Consider the following 16,110-nt stretch of genomic DNA (forward strand, 5'->3'; position numbering starts at 1 on the left):
GGGTGCGCCGGCTTTGCGCCGCGCCCTCCGGATGTTCTATGCTGAAATCGTGGGGAACCGTTCGGCAAGTTGCAGCTCAGCACAGAGACAATCTCCACTCGCTTGTGGGGCGGGCCGACCGGTGGGGGAGCGGGTGACAATCCGGTGATGCGGGATGTCTTGCGACATTGGGCCGGAACGGTCCGCGGCCGGACGCCGTCCCGGTCGAGGTCGTCGGGCCCGATCGCGAACCGGCTCGCGATCCTGTCGGCGGCCGTGCTGCTGTCCCTCGCGGCGATCATCGGGTTCGTCGCCTGGCGGAGCTACCAGGTCTCCCTGCGCGAGGCGCGGATCGACGCGGCCAACCTCGCCCGCGCCCTCGACCAGCACACGGCGCGCACGATCGAGGCGGTCGGGCTCAATCTCGGGATCGCGCAATTCGCGATGGAGCGCGACGGGCTCGAGACCTTCGCCCGCACCGGCCTGGCACTCCTCACCCGGCTCGCGGCCGCCTCCTCGCCGATCCGGGACATCGCGGTTCTCGGCGCGGACGGGAGCGTCCTCGTCGGTACCCGCGAGCACGCCGAGCCGGCCGGGGACCGGAGCTACTTCACGGTCCACCGGGACGACCCGCTGGCCGGCCTCTTCATCAGCCCGGCCTTCCGCGACCGCGCCGGCGACGACCGGGCCATCGTGGTCAGCCGCCGCCTCGCCCTGCCGGACGGACGGTTCGGGGGCGTGATCGCGGCGACCCTCGACGTCGACTATTTCCGCCGGTTCTACCGGACCATGGAGGTCGGCCCGGGCGGGGTCGTCGCGCTGCTCGGGGCGGACGGGCGCCCCCTCGTGGTCCATCCGTGGCGCGACGACGGCGGCGACCTGCCCCGCCTCGATCTCGCCGCCGCGCTGCCGCCCGGGGCTGAGGCCGGCCTCGTCACGGAGGCGGCCGACGCGCAGGGCGTCCTGCGCCTCGTCGCCTACCGCCGCGTGGAGGCGCTGCCGCTCGTCGCGGTGGTGGGTCTCGCCCGCGAGGACGCGCTCGGGTCCTGGCATCGCCAAGTGCTGGTCCTGACCGGGATCGCCCTGGCGGCGCTCGGCCTGACCTGGCTGATCGGGCTGCGGCTCGGTCGAACCCTGGCGCAGCAGCGGGCGAGCGAGACCCTGTTCCGGGCGATGTTCGAGGCGGCGAGCGAGGCGCAGTTCATCTGCCGGCTGGAGACGGACGGGTCGTTCCGGCTCGAAGCCTGCAACCGGGCCGCGGCGGCGCGGCTCGGCGCGGCGCCCGAGGCGCTGGTCGGGCGGCCCCTCGGCGGGGCGCTGCCGGCCGGGCGGGTCGCGCGGATCGAGGCGGACCTGCGCCGCTGCCTCGCCGCGGGCAATCCGATCCGCCTTCAGGAGAGCGGGGATGGGGCCGGGCGGGTCTTCGAGGAGGTGCTCACCCCCCTGCGGGACGAGGCGGGCCGGCTCGACCGCGTCCTGGCCTCGATCCGCGAGATCACCCACCTCAAGCGCGCAGAGGCGGAGACGCGCGAGGCGGTCCGCCGGCTGCTGATGGCCGAGGAGATCGCGCATGTCGGCCACTGGCGCATCGACCTGCGCGACGACAGCATGACCTGGTCGCGGGAGGTGTTCCGGATCCACGGCCTCGAACCCGGCAGCGTCGCGCCGACGCTCGCGGCCGCGCTCGGCTTCTGCCACCCGGACGACCGGCCCGCCGTGGCGGCCTCGATCGAGGCCCAGATCGCGTCGAAGCAGCCCGCCACCGACGCGTTGCGCATCGTCCGGCCGGACGGCAGCATCCGCCACGTGGTCACCCGCGCCCTGTGCGAGTTCGGCCCGGACGGCGCCGTCGCGGCCCTGTTCGGCACGCTGAGCGACGTCACGGAGCTGCGCCGCGTCGAGCGCGAGGCGGCCGAGGCCGCCTCCCTCCTCGCCACCACGCTCGAGAGCATGGACCAGGGGCTGATCGTGGTCTCCCCCGAGGGCCGGATCGAGATCTGCAACGCGCGGGCGCTGGCGCTCCTCGGCCTGCCGCCCGAGCTGATGGCCGGGAAGCCCACGACCCACGAGGTGCTCGAGCACCAGTGGCGGAGCGGCGAGTTCGCCGGGGCCGAGGAGGAGGTGCGCCGCCTGATGCGCGCGGGCGGGATCGTGCCCGAGCCCCACACCTACACCCGCGTGCGGCCGAACGGGACCGTGCTGGAGATCCGCACCATGCCGATGGCCGGCGGCGGCCTCGTGCGGACCTACACCGACATCACGGCCCGGCGTCAGGCCGAGGAGGCCCTGCGCGAGAGCGAGAGCCGCCACCGGCTGATCGCCGAGAACGTCAGCGACGTCATCACCCTGCGCCGCGCCGGCGGGGACGGCGCCCTGCTCTACGTCTCACCCGCGATCCGGACCGTGCTCGGCTACGCGCCCGAGGACTTCGCCGCGCGGCCCGCCGAGTCCCTGCTCCACCCCGAGGACCGGGACCGGGTCGCGGCGGTCACCGCCGCCATCGACGCCGCGCGGCCCACCGCCACCAGCGTGCACCGGCTGCGTCACCGGGACGGGCACTGGGTCTTCGTCGAGACCGCCCTGACCTGGATGCAGGGGGAGGGCGCGCGGGGCGCGCGCATCCTCGCGGCGATGCGCGACGTCAGCCGGCGCGTCGCCGCCGAGGCGGCGGTGCGCGAGAGCGAGATGCTCTACCGGCTGCTCGCCGAGACCACGAGCGACGTGATCACCCGGCTCGACCTCGGCCTCGCGTGGCAATACGTGTCGCCGGCCTGCCGCGCGGTCCTCGGCTACGAGCCCGAGGACTTGCTGCGCCAGCGCCCCTCCGCGGTGGTCCATCCGGACGACCTGCCGGCCCTGCAGGACCTCGCGCGGCGCCTCGCCGCCGGCGAGATCGCGGGCGAGCATGTGACGACCACCTTCCGCACGCGCCACGGGCGCGGCGGCTTCGTGTGGACCGAGGCCGGCCTGAGCCTGATGCGGGACGAGGGCGGGGCGCCGGTCTCGATCGTCTGCTCCCTGCGCGACGTGACCGCCCGCAAGGCCGCCGAGGCCGCCCTGGAGGCCAGCGAGGCCCGCTACCGGTTCCTCTCGGAGAACGGCAGCGACATGATCGTCCAGGCCGACCGGGACAGCGTGCGCCGCTACGTCTCGCCGGCCTGCCGCGAGATCCTCGGCTACGAGCCGGAGGAGATCGTCGGCACCAAGCCCCTCGACGGCGTCCATCCGGACGACCGCGCCGCCCTCGCGGCGACCCTCGCGGACCTCGCCGCGGGGACGCGCGACGTCGCCACGAGCCGCCAGCGCTACCGGCGGCGGGACGGCAGCTACGTCTGGGTCGAGGCGAAGTTCCGCCTCCTGCGCGACGCGGAGGGACGGGCCGAGGGCTACGTCGCCTCGGTGCGCGACGTCTCCGAGCGCCAGCGCCAGGCCGAGGCGCTGGAACTCGCCCGCGACGCCGCCGAGCAGGCGAGCCGGGCCAAGACCGACTTCCTCGCCTCGATGAGCCACGAGATCCGCACGCCGCTCAACGGCATCCTCGGCTACACCGACCTCCTGCTCGACGATCCGAGCCTCGGCGGCGGGCAGCGCCGGCAGGCCGAGCGCATCCAGTCGGCCGGGGCGGCCCTGCTCACCATCGTCAACGACATCCTCGACTTCTCGAAGATCGAGGCCGGCCAGATCGAACTCGACCCGCAGCCCTTCCTGCTCGACGCCCTCCTCGACAACACGGTCTCGGTGGTGCGCGGCTTCGCCCGCAAGAAGGCGATCGCGGTGGCGGTCCGCCTCGACGGCGCGGCCCCGCGCACGCTGGTCGGCGACCAGGACCGCCTGCGCCAGATCCTGCTCAACCTCCTCAACAACGCGGTGAAGTTCACCCATGCGGGCTCGGTCACGCTGGCTGTGGCCTGCGAGAGCCCGCCGGGGGCGACGGCTTGCCTGCGCTTCGCCGTCAGCGACACCGGGATCGGGATCCCGCGGGACAAGCACGAGCGCCTGTTCCAGCGCTTCAGCCAGGTGGACAATTCGATCCGGAGGGATTTCGGCGGCACCGGCCTCGGGCTGGCGATCTCCAAGAACCTCGTCGAGCTGATGGGCGGCACGATCGGGGTGGAGAGCGTGGTCTCCGAGGGCACGACGTTCTGGTTCACCGTGACGCTGCCGGTGGGGGGCGCCGTCGCGGCGCCCGCCGCGCCGGGCCGCGCCGCCCTCGCCCAACTCCCCGCCCGGATCCTCCTGGTCGAGGACCTGGAGATCAACCAGGACATCGCCCGCGCCGTGCTGGAGGCGGCCGGGCACGAGGTCGACGTCGCCTCGGACGGGCTGGAGGCCATCGTGGCCGTGCAGGCCAAGTCCTTCGACCTCGTGCTGATGGACGTGCAGATGCCCGGCATGGACGGGCTCACCGCCACCCGCCACATCCGGGCGCTGCGCCCGCCGGTCTGCACCGTCCCGATCGTCGCCATGACGGCGAACGTGCTGCCGGCCCAGATCGCCGAGTTCCGCGCCGCGGGCATGGACGACCACGTCGGCAAGCCGTTCAAGCGCGACGACCTCCACCGGGTGGTGGCCCGCTGGAGCCGGGCCCAGGAGCGGGCGCGCCCGCTCCCCCCGGGCGCCCCCGACGGGCCCGTCCTCGACCGCGCCGTCTACGAATCGGCCCGCGGCCTGCTCGGCCCGCAGGGCGTGACGCGCCAGCTCGCCCGCCTCGTGGCCCAGCTCGACGAGCGGCTCGGGGAGGCGCGGCTCTCGCCGGAGGATCGGGACCGGCTCGCCGGCGACGCGCACGCCATCGTGGCGGCTTCGGGCCAGCTCGGCTTCGTCGAGCTCTCCCGCGCCTGCGCCGCGCTCGAGGCGGCCTGCGAGAGCGGGCTCGGCCTCGGTCCGGCGGTGGCGCGGGTGCGCGCGGCGCGGCGCCGCGCGCTCCTGGCGATCGAGGGCCTGCGCGCGGTCGCCTGATCCGGGGGCGCGCGAGCCCCCGGGCGGCGGGGCGCCCCCGGCGCGGGCCCTGCCCGCGGCGACGGCGACACGCCCGGGGAATCCCCATAGGCTTCGCCGCTCCGGGAGAGGGACGGCCGCAGCCATGACCGAGACCAGCCGCGAGGCGATCCGCCGCCATTACGGGGAGCCGAGCCCGCGGGCCGTGAACAAGCAGCTCGCGCGCCTCGACGCCCACGCGCGCGCCTTCATCGCGCTCTCGCCCTTCCTGGTGATCGCCTCCGCGGACGCGGCGGGGCGGGGCGACGCCACCCCGCGCGGCGACGCGCCCGGCTTCGTCGCAGCGCCGGACGACGCCACGCTGGTGATCCCGGACCGGCCCGGCAACCGGCGGGTCGACACGATGCAGAACGTCGCGGAGAACCCGCAGGTCGGGTTGCTCTTCCTGGTGCCGGGCATCGACGAGATGCTGCGCGTGAACGGCCGCGCCCGCCTCACCACCGACCCCGCCCTGCTCGCGCCGCTGGCGGTGGCCGGGCGCGCGCCGGTGGCGGGCCTGATCGTCGCGGTCGAGGAGGTATTCTTCCATTGCGGGAAGGCCGCGATGCGCGCGCAACTCTGGGCGCCGGAGGCGCGGGTCGAGCGCGCGCGCTTCCCGACGCTCGGGCGCATCCTCGCGGACCAGATCGCTGGCGAGGACGCGGCCGAAGCGGAGCGGGCCATCGAGGAGAGCTACCGCACCCGGCTCTACTGATCCGGGATCCGCTTGGTCGAAGCGGCTCCCGGATCAGGATCCTGCGCGGCGCCTGTGCGCGGCGCCTGAGCGAAGCCGACATCCGCATGGCCGAAATGGGAGATGGCAACGCCATCGACCGGATGTCGGATGAGGCGCCGCAGCGCCCCGCCCGCCCCGGATCGGGCCCTGGGCCACAAGCCCAAGGGAATGCAAGCCCAAGGGAACGCAAGCAAAAGGGACCACTGCCCGAGACGAAAAAGCCAAACAAAAAACCCCGCCGCGCGCGCGACGGGGCCGAACCCTTGCGGGCCGCGATCTTACTGCTGGGTCTTCAAGTAGGCGACGAGGTCGTCGATCTTCTTGTCTTCCTTGAGTCCGGCGTAGATCATCTTGGTGCCGGAGACCAGGCCCTTCGGGTTGGCGAGCCACTTGTGCAGGGTGGCCTCGTCCCAGGTCAGGCCCGAATCCTTGAGCGCGGCGGAGTAGCTGTAGCCCTCGTGGGTGCCGGCCTTGCGCCCGACGACGCCCTTCAGGTCGGGGCCGACGCCGTTCTTGCCGAAAGCGTGGCAGGCCTTGCACTGCGAGAACAGCTTCTCGCCGGCGGCGGCGTCCTGCGCCTGCGCCGTCAGGGGGGCGAGCAGCGCGAGGGCGGCACCGAGGATGAACTGACGCATGAGGGTCCCTCCGATAGGCCTCGATCGACGGCCAGATTGCCCGTGGGCGAGCGTGGATATGGCCTAGGTTTCGAGCTGGTAAAGTTAAAAACGCGACCGGGTCGATCCGGGTGCGTGCGGCGAAAAGAAGCTGCGCCGGCGGGCAAATCAATGGGACGAAAGTTCATGGCGCGACAACGCGTTGTGGCGCGTGCCGGTGCGTGCGGCGCGGGAGCGGTCTATACGGTTGCGGGAACGATGCGGGCCTCCGTCCCGCCGACCCCGAGGAGACGCCATGACGATCGCCTTCCCGGCCCCCGATCCCGCCATCCTCGCCCGCCGCGACGCGATCATCGAGGGCCTGCGCCCGCTGGTGGCGCCCGAGGCCCTGGTGACGAGCGAGGACGAGCGGCGCGCCTTCGAGACCGACGGGCTCACCGCCTATCGGCGCATGCCGCTCGCGGTGATCCTGCCCTCCAGCACGGCGGAGGTCGCCGCGGTGATGCGCTACTGCCACGCCGAGGGCGTGCGCGTGGTGCCCCGCGGCGCCGGCACCTCGCTGGCGGGCGGCGCCATCGCCCAGGAGGACGCGGTGATCCTCGGCGTCGCCAAGATGAACCAGGTGCTCTCCCTCGACTACCGCAACCGGACCGCCCGGGTGCAGGCCGGCATCACCAACCTGGCGATCAGCGGCGCGGTCGCGCACGAGGGCTTCTTCTACGCCCCCGACCCGTCGAGCCAGCTCGCCTGCACCATCGCGGGCAACATCGCGATGAATTCGGGCGGGGCCCACTGCCTGAAATACGGCGTCACCACCAACAACCTGCTCGGCGTGACGCTGGTCCTGGTGGACGGCACCGTGGTGGAGATCGGCGGCGAGCACCTCGACGGCGCGGGCTACGACCTCTTGGGCCTGATCTGCGGCTCGGAGGGGCAGCTCGGCGTGGTCACCGAGGCGACGGTGCGGATCCTGCGCGCCGCCGAGGGCGCGCGGCCGGCCCTGATGGGCTTCGGCTCGGTCGAGGCGGCGGGCGCCTGCACGGCCGCGATCATCGGCGCCGGCATCATCCCGGTGGCGATCGAGTACATGGACCGGGAGGCGATCACCATCTGCGAGGCCTTCGCCAAGGCCGGCTACCCCCTGGACGCCGAGGCGATGCTGATCATCGAGGTCGAGGGCTCGCCCGAGGAATGCGACGCGATGCTGGCGCGCATCGTCGAGATCGCCAGACCCTTCAACCCGACGAGCCTGAAAGTCTCGCAATCCGAGGCCGAGAGCGCGGCGATCTGGAAGGGACGCAAATCCGCCTTCGGGGCGACCGGCCGGATCTCGGACTACATCTGCATGGACGGCACCATCCCGACCGGGCAGCTCGCGCCGGTGCTGGAGCGGATCGGCGAGATCACGCGGCATTACGGGCTGCGCTGCGCCAACGTCTTCCACGCGGGCGACGGCAACCTGCACCCGCTGATCCTGTTCGACATCAACACGCCCGGCGAGATGGAGAAGGCCGAGAAGGCCGGCGAGGACATGCTCAAGCTCTGCGTCGAGGTGGGCGGCTGCCTCACGGGCGAGCACGGCGTCGGCATCGAGAAGCGCGACCTGATGAACGTGCAGTACGCGCCCGAGGACCTCGCCCAGCAGATGCGGGTGCGGGCCGTGTTCGACCCGGCCTGGTTGATGAACCCCGCCAAGGTGTTTCCGCTGGAGGGGCGCATCGCCGCCTGACGGGACCGGGGCCCGCCCGGGGGGATCGGCGCCGCCCGGGCGCGGCGCTGCGGCGCCGGCTCGCGCCGAGCGTCACAAAAAACCCGAACTCCCCGGGCATCTCCGGCCGGGTTCCCGCCCGCCGATCGGGTCAGCGCCCGCAAAGACGGCGCCGATCGTCGCGGGCCACATCGCTCTCGGGGCTTGCCAGTGATCATCCGCCACCACGCCGCGACCGACGCCTTCACGCGCCTGCACCGGACCTTCACGGTCCATCTCGGCATCGCCCTGGTCTTCGCCTGGGGCACCGCCCTGGCGGCGGCCTGCTACGCGCCCTGGGTGCGCAACATCCGTCCCCTGCTCGATCCGGGCAGCGGCCGGGTCGAGAGTACGCTGTCCTTCCTGTTCGCGATGCCGGTGGTGCTGACCCTCGCCTGGGCGGCGGCGCAGTTCGGCCGCGAGACCCTGCGGCGCACGCAGCTGCTCGCGAACGCGGCGGCGGAATTCGCCCTCGCCGCCGCGGTCGCCTTCGGCGTGTTCTACGTCGCGATCGACCGGGCCGTGGCGGCCCTCTCCCTCGGGTTCTGAGCGGATGGCGCCGGGAGCGCCGATCCGGCGGGTGCCGCCGATGCCGGCCTCCTGGCGCGACTTCTGGAACCGCGACACTCCGATCTACGTCAACGATCGGCACCGGTCGCGGCACTACGCGGGTCTCGCCGAGGATCTCGTCGGGCTCGTGCCCGGTCCGCGGGCGACCCTGCTCGATTACGGCAGCGGCGAGGCCCTCTCGGCCGATCGGGTCGCCCGCGCCTGCGCCCGGCTCTACCTCTGCGACGCGGCCCCCCGGGTACGCTCCGGGCTCTCCCGCCGCTTCGGGGCGGAGCCCCGCATCGTGGTCCTGGCGCCGGAGGACCTCCCCGCCCTGCCCGATCGCGGCCTCGACCTGATCGTCGCCCATTCGGTGGCGCAGTACCTGACCGCGGAGGAGTTCGCGGGGCTGCTGCGGCTCTGGCACGCCAAGCTGAGGCCCGGCGGCCTGCTGATCGTGGCCGACGTCATCCCGCCCGACCTCGGCCCGCTGGCGGATGCCCTCGCGCTCCTCGGCTTCGGCTGGCGCGAGGGATTCCTCGCGGCGGCCCTCGCCGGGCTCCTGCGCACCGCCCTGTCGGATTACCCGTCCCTGCGCCGCCGCCTCGGCCTCACCCGCTACGCCCGGGACGAGATGCTGGCGCGGCTGCGGGAGGCGGGGTTCGACGCCGAGCCCCGCGCCAATCTCGGACATAACCGGCGCCGCCTCGCCTTCGCGGCCCGCCGCCCTGCGGCGCGGGCGCCCGCTTGAAAGGCGCCGGCCGGCGCCGATCTCCCGTCCTCGACGCGAATCCCATCGAGGCCGAGGCGATGCCGCTCTCCCGCCGCTCCCTCCTCGCCGGCGCGGCCGCCCTGGCCCTGCCGCGCCGCGCCCGCGCCGCCGAGGATGCCGAGGTCGCGGTGATCGGGGCCGGGGCGGCCGGGCTCGCGGCCGCCGCCGCGGTCACGCGGGCGGGGCACAGCGTCGCGGTGCTGGAGGCGCGGGCCAGGATCGGCGGGCGCGCCTTCACGGATGGCAGCCTGGGCCCGGACCGGGCCTTCGACGCCGGCGGGCAGTACATCCACTGGGCCGAGCGCAATCCCTGGAAGGCGGTCGCGCTCGCGGACGGCGTGCGGCTCACCACGGACGAGGCGGGTCCCTGGCCGAGCCTGATCATCGACGGCGCGCCGGCGACCGACGAGACCCGCCGCCGCCGGCGCGCGGGCTTCGTGCAGCTCACCGCCCTGCTCGACCGGGACCATCCCGGCGAGGACCGCTCGATCGGCGAGGCGGCCCGGGCCGTCGACCCGGCCCTCGGGCAGGCGGCGGCCGGGCTGACGCGGCTCTCGCTCGGGGAGGAGCCCGACCGGGTCTCCCTGCACGATTACGACCAGCTCTGGGCCGGCGAGGATCTCTGGGTCGACGGCTACGGGGCCCTCGTCGCCCGCCACCACGCGGGCCTGCCGGTCCGCACCGGCTGCCCCGTGCGGCGGGTGGATTGGAGCGGCCCGGGCGTCGCCCTCGACACGCCGGCGGGCCGGCTGCGCGCGGCCGTGGCGATCGTCACCGTGCCGGTCGGCGTGCTGGCGGCCGGGGCGCTTCGCTTCACCCCCGAGCTTCCCGCCGATCTCGCCGCGGCGATCGACGGCCTGCGCATGGGCGCCTACACCAAGGTCGCCCTCGCCCTCGATCCGGCGCGGGCCGGGGACCCGCGCGACGCGGTGATCCTGCGTTCGGCGCGGGGCGACGCGCCCGACCTCACGGCCTATCTGGAGATGCGCCCCTTCGGCCGCCCGCTGGCGGTGCTGCACCTGGGGGGCGACGCCGCCCGCCTGCTCTGCGAGGCCGGCGAGGCGGCCGCGGTGGCGGCGGCCACGGACGCGTTCGCCAGCGTGTTCGGCGCGACCGCGCGGGCGAGCGTGACCGCCGGGCGCCTCGCCGCGTGGTGGACCGACCCCTTCGCGCGCGGCAGCTACTCGCTCGCCCGGCCGGGCCGGGCCGGTGCCCGGGCGGCCCTGCGACGGCCGGTCGGCGAGCGCCTGTTCTTCGCCGGGGAGGCCGCTTCGGGCGGCGGCGCGATGACGGTGGGGGGCGCGACCTTGGACGGCGAGCGGGCGGCCGCGGCGGCGCTGGCGGCGCTCGGCCACTGAGCCGCCCGGGTGGGCAGGGGCGGCGCGCGCCCTATATGAGGAAGGGAGCGGCCCCGGGGCGACGCGATGGCGCGATCCGTCCCGCGCCGGGCCGCCGGGCAGAAAGGCCGATGGATGTCGGGAGAGAACAGCGCGACCCGCGACCGCGCCGAGACTCGCGCCGCCCGCGCGCAGATGCAGGCGGAGGCGGCCGCGGTCGCCTGGGCGGATCTGGAGAAGGCGAACCGCCAGCGCGACGAGAACATGGCCCGCCTGCGGGCGATGCGCCTCACCAAGGAGGCCGAGGCCGCCGAGGCAGCCCGGGCCGCCCCGCCCCGCAAGGCGCGCAAGCGCTGAGGATCACCCGCCGGAGCGGCCGCCGCTTCGGCGGCGGGAATGATGGGGGGACCGGAATCCGAGCAGAACCGCGCCGGGCCGTTCTGCTCAGGCCCCGGCGCGAGGCGTCAGTGCAAGGCGCGCCGGGGCTCCCCGGTGCGCTGCTCTTCCCAGGCTTCGAGGTTGGAGCGGGTGACGCCGCCGTCGCAGAGGCGGCTGCTGAGGTCGATGAAGGCCCGCTCGCGCGATTCGAGATCCTCCGCGCTGCCGGTCTCGTCGTCCTCCGCGTCCTCGGCGCTCGCGAAGCGATCGAAGGCGGCCGAGAGCTGCGCGAAGGCGAGGGCGACCGGCATGGTGCGGAAGATGGTGACGAAGTCGTCGTCCACGTCCCCGGTACAGAGGTCCCGCATTCGCACCGCGTAGCCATCCGCGTGCTCGGCGATCTCGTATTGCCAGTGACGGCCTTCGCAGGCTGCTAGGATCATCGCGCTCTCCCGCCCGTGCCCCTTGTCGAATGCGGGGCGCGCCAGGGTGGTTCCGCGCGGGGCGCGCTGCCCTTGCCGGAAACGCACCGGATCAGCGCCGCGTGCCGGCCTCGAAGACCGCCCGGCCGCCCACCCGCAGCTGGGTGCCGTTCCCCAGATCGACGAAGCCCGGCGCCGGCCCGGCCCGCAGGGGCTCCGGGCGCGGCGCCTCGCGGCAGCCCGGCCGGTCGGGGAGCCGCACGCCGGGCGGGGCGTCCTGCGGGCAGAGACGCGGGCGCGCCTCCCCGCCCCGCGCGGCCCCCGCCGCGGCGACGAGCCCGAGCAGGACGAGGAGGGCGGCACAGGGTGGGCGCATGGGCCGAGCCTCTGCGGGCGTGAGGAGGGCGCGCGGCGACGCCTCGCGGGGATGCGCGGCGCGCGGGCGCGGCGTCAAGGGACGCGCTGCCCCATATCGGCCGTGGTGATCTGGAGCGTGCGCGGCCGCCCGTCGCGCAGGATGGTCAGTTCCAGGGTCCGGCCGACGCCCGCCTCCTGGATCGCCGCCGTGAGGTCGGCCAGGCGGTGGACCGGGCGGTTGTTGACCCCGACGATGATGTCGCCCAGTTCGCCCGTGGCCGGGTCGACGCCGCGCAGGCCGGCGGCGGCGGCCGGCGATCCGCGCAGCACGCGCACCACCGCGACCCCGTCGATGCCGAGCCGGGCGGCCGCCTCCTCCTGCGCCGCCACGATGCCGATCCCCGGGCTCGGCGCGCGGCCCGTGCGGATCAGGTCCGGCACCACGCGGTTGACGACGTCGATCGGCACCGCGAAGCCGATGCCGGCGCTCGCGCCCGAGGGCGAGAAGATGGCCGTGTTGACCCCGATCACCCGCCCGGCCGAGTCGAGGAGCGGCCCGCCGGAATTGCCCGGGTTGATCGCCGCGTCGGTCTGGATCACGCCCGAGAGCTCCCGCCCCTCCTGGGTCGGCAGGCGCCGCTGCAGGGCGCTGATCACCCCCGAGGTCAGGGTGTGGTCGAGCCCGAACGGGTTGCCGATCGCGTAGACGAACTGCCCGACCTTGAGGTCGGCGGAGCTGCCGATGGCGATGGGCGGCGGCATGGCGCTCACCCGCCCGAGGCGCAGCACCGCGAGGTCGTAGTTGGGCGCCGCGCCGACCAGGGTCGCCGGCACGATCTCGCCGCTCGACAGCCGCACCGAGATCTCCGAGCCGCCCTGGATGACGTGGTTGTTGGTGACCACGTGGCCGCCCGCGTCCCAGACGAAGCCGGTCCCGGTCTGCTCGCTCCCCTGCCCGCCCTGCTCGGTGCCGTCCATGCCCTGGCGCATCAGGTCCTGCACGCTGGGGGCGCGGCGCGCGAAGACGTAGACGACCGAGGGGGCGGCGCGCTCGAACAGCGCCACGGTGGCGGCCTCGGCGGGGGCGAGGTCGCCGCGCGGGGTGACGGCCCGCGGCTGCTCCACCGAGAACAGCAGGGCGGTCAGGTAGGGCTGCGCCACGAACAGGGCGAGCAGCCCCAGCGCGGCGCCGAGGGCGATCCGCACGAAACGATCCGGCACGTTGGCACTCCCCGGCAGCCGATCCGCCCCGCAACTGGGCTTTGCCCCTAACTGGACCAGCCGCGGGGCATCTTCAATGCGCGGGTTTCCCGCCCTCCGCGTCGGCTACGGAAAGGATGCAACCGCCGAACGCATTAAGCCGTCGTCAGCTATCGCGGGCGAGTCGCCGCCGTGGTATCCGTTCGGCGGCCATCACATCGCGCAGCAGAGGCGGCCGTCGTGCAGGGTCATCGGTGACATGAATGCTGCCGCGCCGCGCACCGCCCCTCTGGATTTACATCGTCGGTCTGAACCTGACTTTACTGGTGCCGGCGCTGGCGGTGACGGCCGTTCTGCTGCACCGGTGGGTCGTGGCGGAGCAGGCGCGCCTGGAGAACGCCACCGCCGCCCGCAACGCGCAGGCGCTGGAGAAGGTCGACCGGTTCCTCGCCTCGCAGATCGCGATGTTGCAGGCACTGGCGACCTCCCCGGCCCTGGAGGCCGGTGACCTCGCGCGGTTCAACCGGCAGGCCACCGCCCTCTACGCGCTGCAGGGCACGAACATCATCCTGCGGGACCGGACCGGGCAGGAGCTCGTCAACACCCACGTCCCCTTCGGCACCGCGCTTCCGAGCATCCTGCGCGACGTCGACGCCGCAATCGTGGCGACGGGGGCGCCGGCGGTGTCGGACTTCCTGATCGGCGCCGTGTCGCGGGAGCCGGTGGTGCGCGTGAGCGTGCCGGTGACGCGGGAGCAGGGCGTCGCCTACATCCTCAGCGCGAGCATCCCGGCCGGGCAGATCGGCGCGCTGATCCGCGAGGCCGGCGTCGCCCCGCCCTATTCGGGCTCGGTGAGCGACCGCCGCGGCATCATCATCGGGCGCTCGGCCGCGACCGAGTCCGCGGCCGGCAAGCCCCTGCCGGGCTTCGGCGAGATCGCGGGCGAGCGCGGCAGCTGGAGCGGCCGGAACATCGTCGGCGAGCTGGTCTTCGGGACGTACCAGCGCTCGGCCCTGTCGGGCTGGACCTTCACGGTCGGGATCGAGCGGCAGGCCCTGCAGGCGCCGCTGACCGCGTCGCTGCGGGTGCTGGTGCCGGTCATGGTCGGCCTCGGCCTCCTGGCCGCGGCGATGTCGGTCCTGGTCGGGCGCCGGATCCTGCGCGCCAACGACGTCCTGCTCGCGGGGGCCCGTGCCCTGGCGCGGGGCGAGGTGATCGCCCCGGCCTCGACCAGGGTGGGCGAGGCCGACCAGATCGGCGTCGCCCTCGCCTCCGCCTCCCTGCAGCTGCGGATGCAGGCGGACGCCCTCCAGGCGATCAACCGGGACCTGGAGCGCCGCGTCGCCGTCCGCACGCGCGAGCTTGCCGGCAAGGAGGCGCTGCTGACCATGACCCTGGACGCGATGGACCAGGGGCTCGTCATGGTGGACGGGGCCGGCATCGTCGCGGTGACGAACCGGCGCGCCGCCGACCTCCTCGGCCTCGACCCCGCCTTCCTGGCCTCGCGGCCGAGCTGCGAGGCGATGCGCGAGGCGCTGCAGGCCAGGGGCGAGTTCGCCGCCCTCGACCCGGCGATCCGGGACGGGCTCCGGGACCGGGACCTCGACCGGATCGGCGCCCGCTACGAGCGCGTGCGGCCGAACGGCCAGGTGCTCGAGGTCGCCAACACGGCCACGGCGGATGGCGGGATCCTGCGCATCTACACCGACGTGACCGCCCGCAAGGCGGTCGAGACGGCGCTCGCCGAGGCGCACCGGCTCGCCCAGCAGGCCCGCCGCGCCGCCGAGGCCGCGAGCGCCGCCAAGACCGACTTCCTGGCGACCATGAGCCACGAGATCCGCACGCCCCTGACCGCGGTGCTGGGCTACGCGGATCTGCTGATGGCGCGCAGCGACCTCGAGGCCGAGCAGGCGCGGCTGGTCGGCCGGATCGTGACCGCCGGCGAGGCGCTGCGGACGATCGTGGACGACGTCCTCGACTTCTCCCGGATCGAGGCGGGCCGCGTCGACCTCGCCCCGCGGCCCTTCTCCCTCGCCGACCTGATCGAGGAGGCGCTGGCCCTGGTCCGCCCCGAGGCGGACCGCAAGGGCCTGCCGATCGCCGTCGCGATCGAGCCCGGCCTGCCGCCGCGCCTCGTCGGCGACGTCGACCGGCTGCGGCAGATCCTGCTCAACCTCCTCAACAATGCGGTGAAGTTCACGCCGGCCGGCAGCATCGGGCTCGCGGTGGCGCGGGACCCGACCGGCCCTGCCGAGGGGCGCGGGCTGCTGATCTCCGTCCGCGACACCGGGATCGGCATCCCGGCGGACAAGCACGCGCGCCTGTTCGAGCGCTTCAGCCAGGTGGACGGCTCGATCCAGCGGCAATACGGCGGGACCGGGCTGGGGCTGGCGATCAGCCGCCGCCTCGTCGAGGCGATGCACGGGCGCATCGGCGTCGAGAGCCGCGAGGGCGAGGGCTCGACCTTCTGGTTCCGCCTCGCCCTGCCGGCCGCCGAGCCGGAAGCGGATCCGCGCGGCGGCGGTCCGGCGGAGCGGCCGCGGGTCGGGCCGGGGCGCATCCTCCTGGCCGACGACGTCGCCATCAACCAGGAGATCGTCCGCCGGGTGCTGGAGGCCCGCGGGCACGTCGTCGAGGCCGTCGACGACGGGGCGGCGGCGATCCGGGCCGTGCAGGAGGGCCGCTACGACCTCGTCCTGATGGACGTGCAGATGCCGGGGACGGACGGGCTCACGGCGACCCGCCGGATCCGGCAGCTGCCGGGCGACCGGGGCCGCGTGCCGATCCTGGCGCTCACCGCGAACGTGCTGCCCGCCCAGGTCGCGGCGTTCCGCGCCGCCGGCATGGACGACCACATCGGCAAGCCGTTCCGCCGCGACGACTTCGTCGCGACGGTGGAGCGCTGGCTCTCCGGGCCGCTGCGGGCGCCGCGCCGGGCGGCCGGTTGAGGCTCGCGGCGAGCGCGCGGGCGACGATCATCGGCGGGAACCGGGAGCCGGGCGTGGCGATCGAGACCGGCCGCGCGCCCTCCCCCTTATGCAG

The 16,110-nt window shown here is 74.5% G+C and carries 12 protein-coding genes; 8 read left to right on the forward strand and 4 right to left on the reverse strand.

Translation table 11 applies throughout. The features are described 5' to 3' along the window. Positions 1-255 precede the first annotated feature (255 nt). Positions 256-4,938: a PAS domain S-box protein gene (locus tag QA634_RS15375; RefSeq protein ID WP_265576622.1), complete on the forward strand. Its 4,683-nt coding sequence runs from the start codon at positions 256-258 to the stop codon at positions 4,936-4,938. A 124-nt stretch (positions 4,939-5,062) separates the two neighbouring features. Further along, a complete protein-coding gene (locus QA634_RS15380) occupies positions 5,063-5,671 on the forward strand; it encodes a pyridoxamine 5'-phosphate oxidase family protein (RefSeq protein WP_012332842.1) in 609 nt (202 codons plus the stop codon). A gap of 299 nt (positions 5,672-5,970) precedes the next feature. Here QA634_RS15380 and QA634_RS15385 read toward each other — a convergent pair whose 3' ends face one another. Further along, entirely contained in the window at positions 5,971-6,327 is a 357-nt protein-coding gene (locus QA634_RS15385) for a c-type cytochrome (protein ID WP_012332843.1), read from the reverse strand. Positions 6,328-6,601: 274 nt separating this feature from the next. On the opposite strand from QA634_RS15385, the gene QA634_RS15390 reads away from it, so the two are divergent. From QA634_RS15390 to QA634_RS15410, 5 genes are all read left to right on the forward strand, one after another. After that, positions 6,602-8,035: an FAD-linked oxidase C-terminal domain-containing protein gene (locus tag QA634_RS15390; protein WP_012332844.1), complete on the forward strand. Its 1,434-nt coding sequence runs from the start codon at positions 6,602-6,604 to the stop codon at positions 8,033-8,035. Between the two features lie 189 nt (positions 8,036-8,224). After that, positions 8,225-8,602, forward strand: a complete 378-nt coding sequence (locus QA634_RS15395) for a hypothetical protein (RefSeq protein ID WP_012332845.1) — start codon at positions 8,225-8,227, stop codon at positions 8,600-8,602. 40 nt (positions 8,603-8,642) lie between these two features. After that, the gene (locus QA634_RS15400) at positions 8,643-9,353 is read left to right on the forward strand and encodes a class I SAM-dependent methyltransferase (RefSeq protein ID WP_012332846.1); all 711 of its coding nucleotides are present in this window, start codon (positions 8,643-8,645) and stop codon (positions 9,351-9,353) included. A gap of 59 nt (positions 9,354-9,412) precedes the next feature. Then, a complete protein-coding gene (locus QA634_RS15405) occupies positions 9,413-10,732 on the forward strand; it encodes a flavin monoamine oxidase family protein (RefSeq protein ID WP_012332847.1) in 1,320 nt (439 codons plus the stop codon). A 114-nt stretch (positions 10,733-10,846) separates the two neighbouring features. After that, positions 10,847-11,068, forward strand: a complete 222-nt coding sequence (locus QA634_RS15410) for a hypothetical protein (protein ID WP_012332848.1) — start codon at positions 10,847-10,849, stop codon at positions 11,066-11,068. Between the two features lie 107 nt (positions 11,069-11,175). Here the strand turns inward: QA634_RS15410 and QA634_RS15415 are convergent, their stop codons facing one another. The 3 genes from QA634_RS15415 to QA634_RS15425 all read right to left on the reverse strand — a co-directional run bounded on the left by QA634_RS15415 (position 11,176) and on the right by QA634_RS15425 (position 13,089). Beyond that, positions 11,176-11,532, reverse strand: coding sequence for a hypothetical protein (locus QA634_RS15415; RefSeq protein WP_012332849.1), 357 nt, complete (start codon positions 11,530-11,532; stop codon positions 11,176-11,178). A 91-nt stretch (positions 11,533-11,623) separates the two neighbouring features. Further along, positions 11,624-11,887, reverse strand: coding sequence for a hypothetical protein (locus tag QA634_RS15420; RefSeq protein ID WP_012332850.1), 264 nt, complete (start codon positions 11,885-11,887; stop codon positions 11,624-11,626). Between the two features lie 74 nt (positions 11,888-11,961). Beyond that, positions 11,962-13,089 carry a S1C family serine protease gene (locus QA634_RS15425; RefSeq protein ID WP_012332851.1) on the reverse strand — a complete coding sequence of 376 codons (1,128 nt, stop codon included), beginning with the start codon at positions 13,087-13,089 and terminating at the stop codon, positions 11,962-11,964. A gap of 242 nt (positions 13,090-13,331) precedes the next feature. On the opposite strand from QA634_RS15425, the gene QA634_RS15430 reads away from it, so the two are divergent. Next, positions 13,332-16,016, forward strand: a complete 2,685-nt coding sequence (locus QA634_RS15430; protein WP_043701252.1) for an ATP-binding protein — start codon at positions 13,332-13,334, stop codon at positions 16,014-16,016. Positions 16,017-16,110: the final 94 nt, after the last annotated feature.

The sequence above is a fragment of the Methylobacterium sp. CB376 genome (assembly GCF_029714205.1).
GTDB lineage: Bacteria > Pseudomonadota > Alphaproteobacteria > Rhizobiales > Beijerinckiaceae > Methylobacterium.

Excerpts from the sequence above, each read along its gene's own strand:
- QA634_RS15380 (WP_012332842.1), top strand. The coding sequence starts at position 5,063 with ATGACCGAGACCAGCCGCGAGGCGATCCGCCGCCATTACGGGGAGCCG.
- QA634_RS15385 (WP_012332843.1), bottom strand. The coding sequence starts at position 6,327 with ATGCGTCAGTTCATCCTCGGTGCCGCCCTCGCGCTGCTCGCCCCCCTG.
- QA634_RS15390 (WP_012332844.1), top strand. The coding sequence starts at position 6,602 with ATGACGATCGCCTTCCCGGCCCCCGATCCCGCCATCCTCGCCCGCCGC.
- QA634_RS15400 (WP_012332846.1), top strand. The coding sequence starts at position 8,643 with ATGCCGGCCTCCTGGCGCGACTTCTGGAACCGCGACACTCCGATCTAC.
- QA634_RS15405 (WP_012332847.1), top strand. The coding sequence starts at position 9,413 with ATGCCGCTCTCCCGCCGCTCCCTCCTCGCCGGCGCGGCCGCCCTGGCC.
- QA634_RS15410 (WP_012332848.1), top strand. The coding sequence starts at position 10,847 with ATGTCGGGAGAGAACAGCGCGACCCGCGACCGCGCCGAGACTCGCGCC.
- QA634_RS15415 (WP_012332849.1), bottom strand. The coding sequence starts at position 11,532 with ATGATCCTAGCAGCCTGCGAAGGCCGTCACTGGCAATACGAGATCGCC.
- QA634_RS15420 (WP_012332850.1), bottom strand. The coding sequence starts at position 11,887 with ATGCGCCCACCCTGTGCCGCCCTCCTCGTCCTGCTCGGGCTCGTCGCC.
- QA634_RS15430 (WP_043701252.1), top strand. The coding sequence starts at position 13,332 with ATGCTGCCGCGCCGCGCACCGCCCCTCTGGATTTACATCGTCGGTCTG.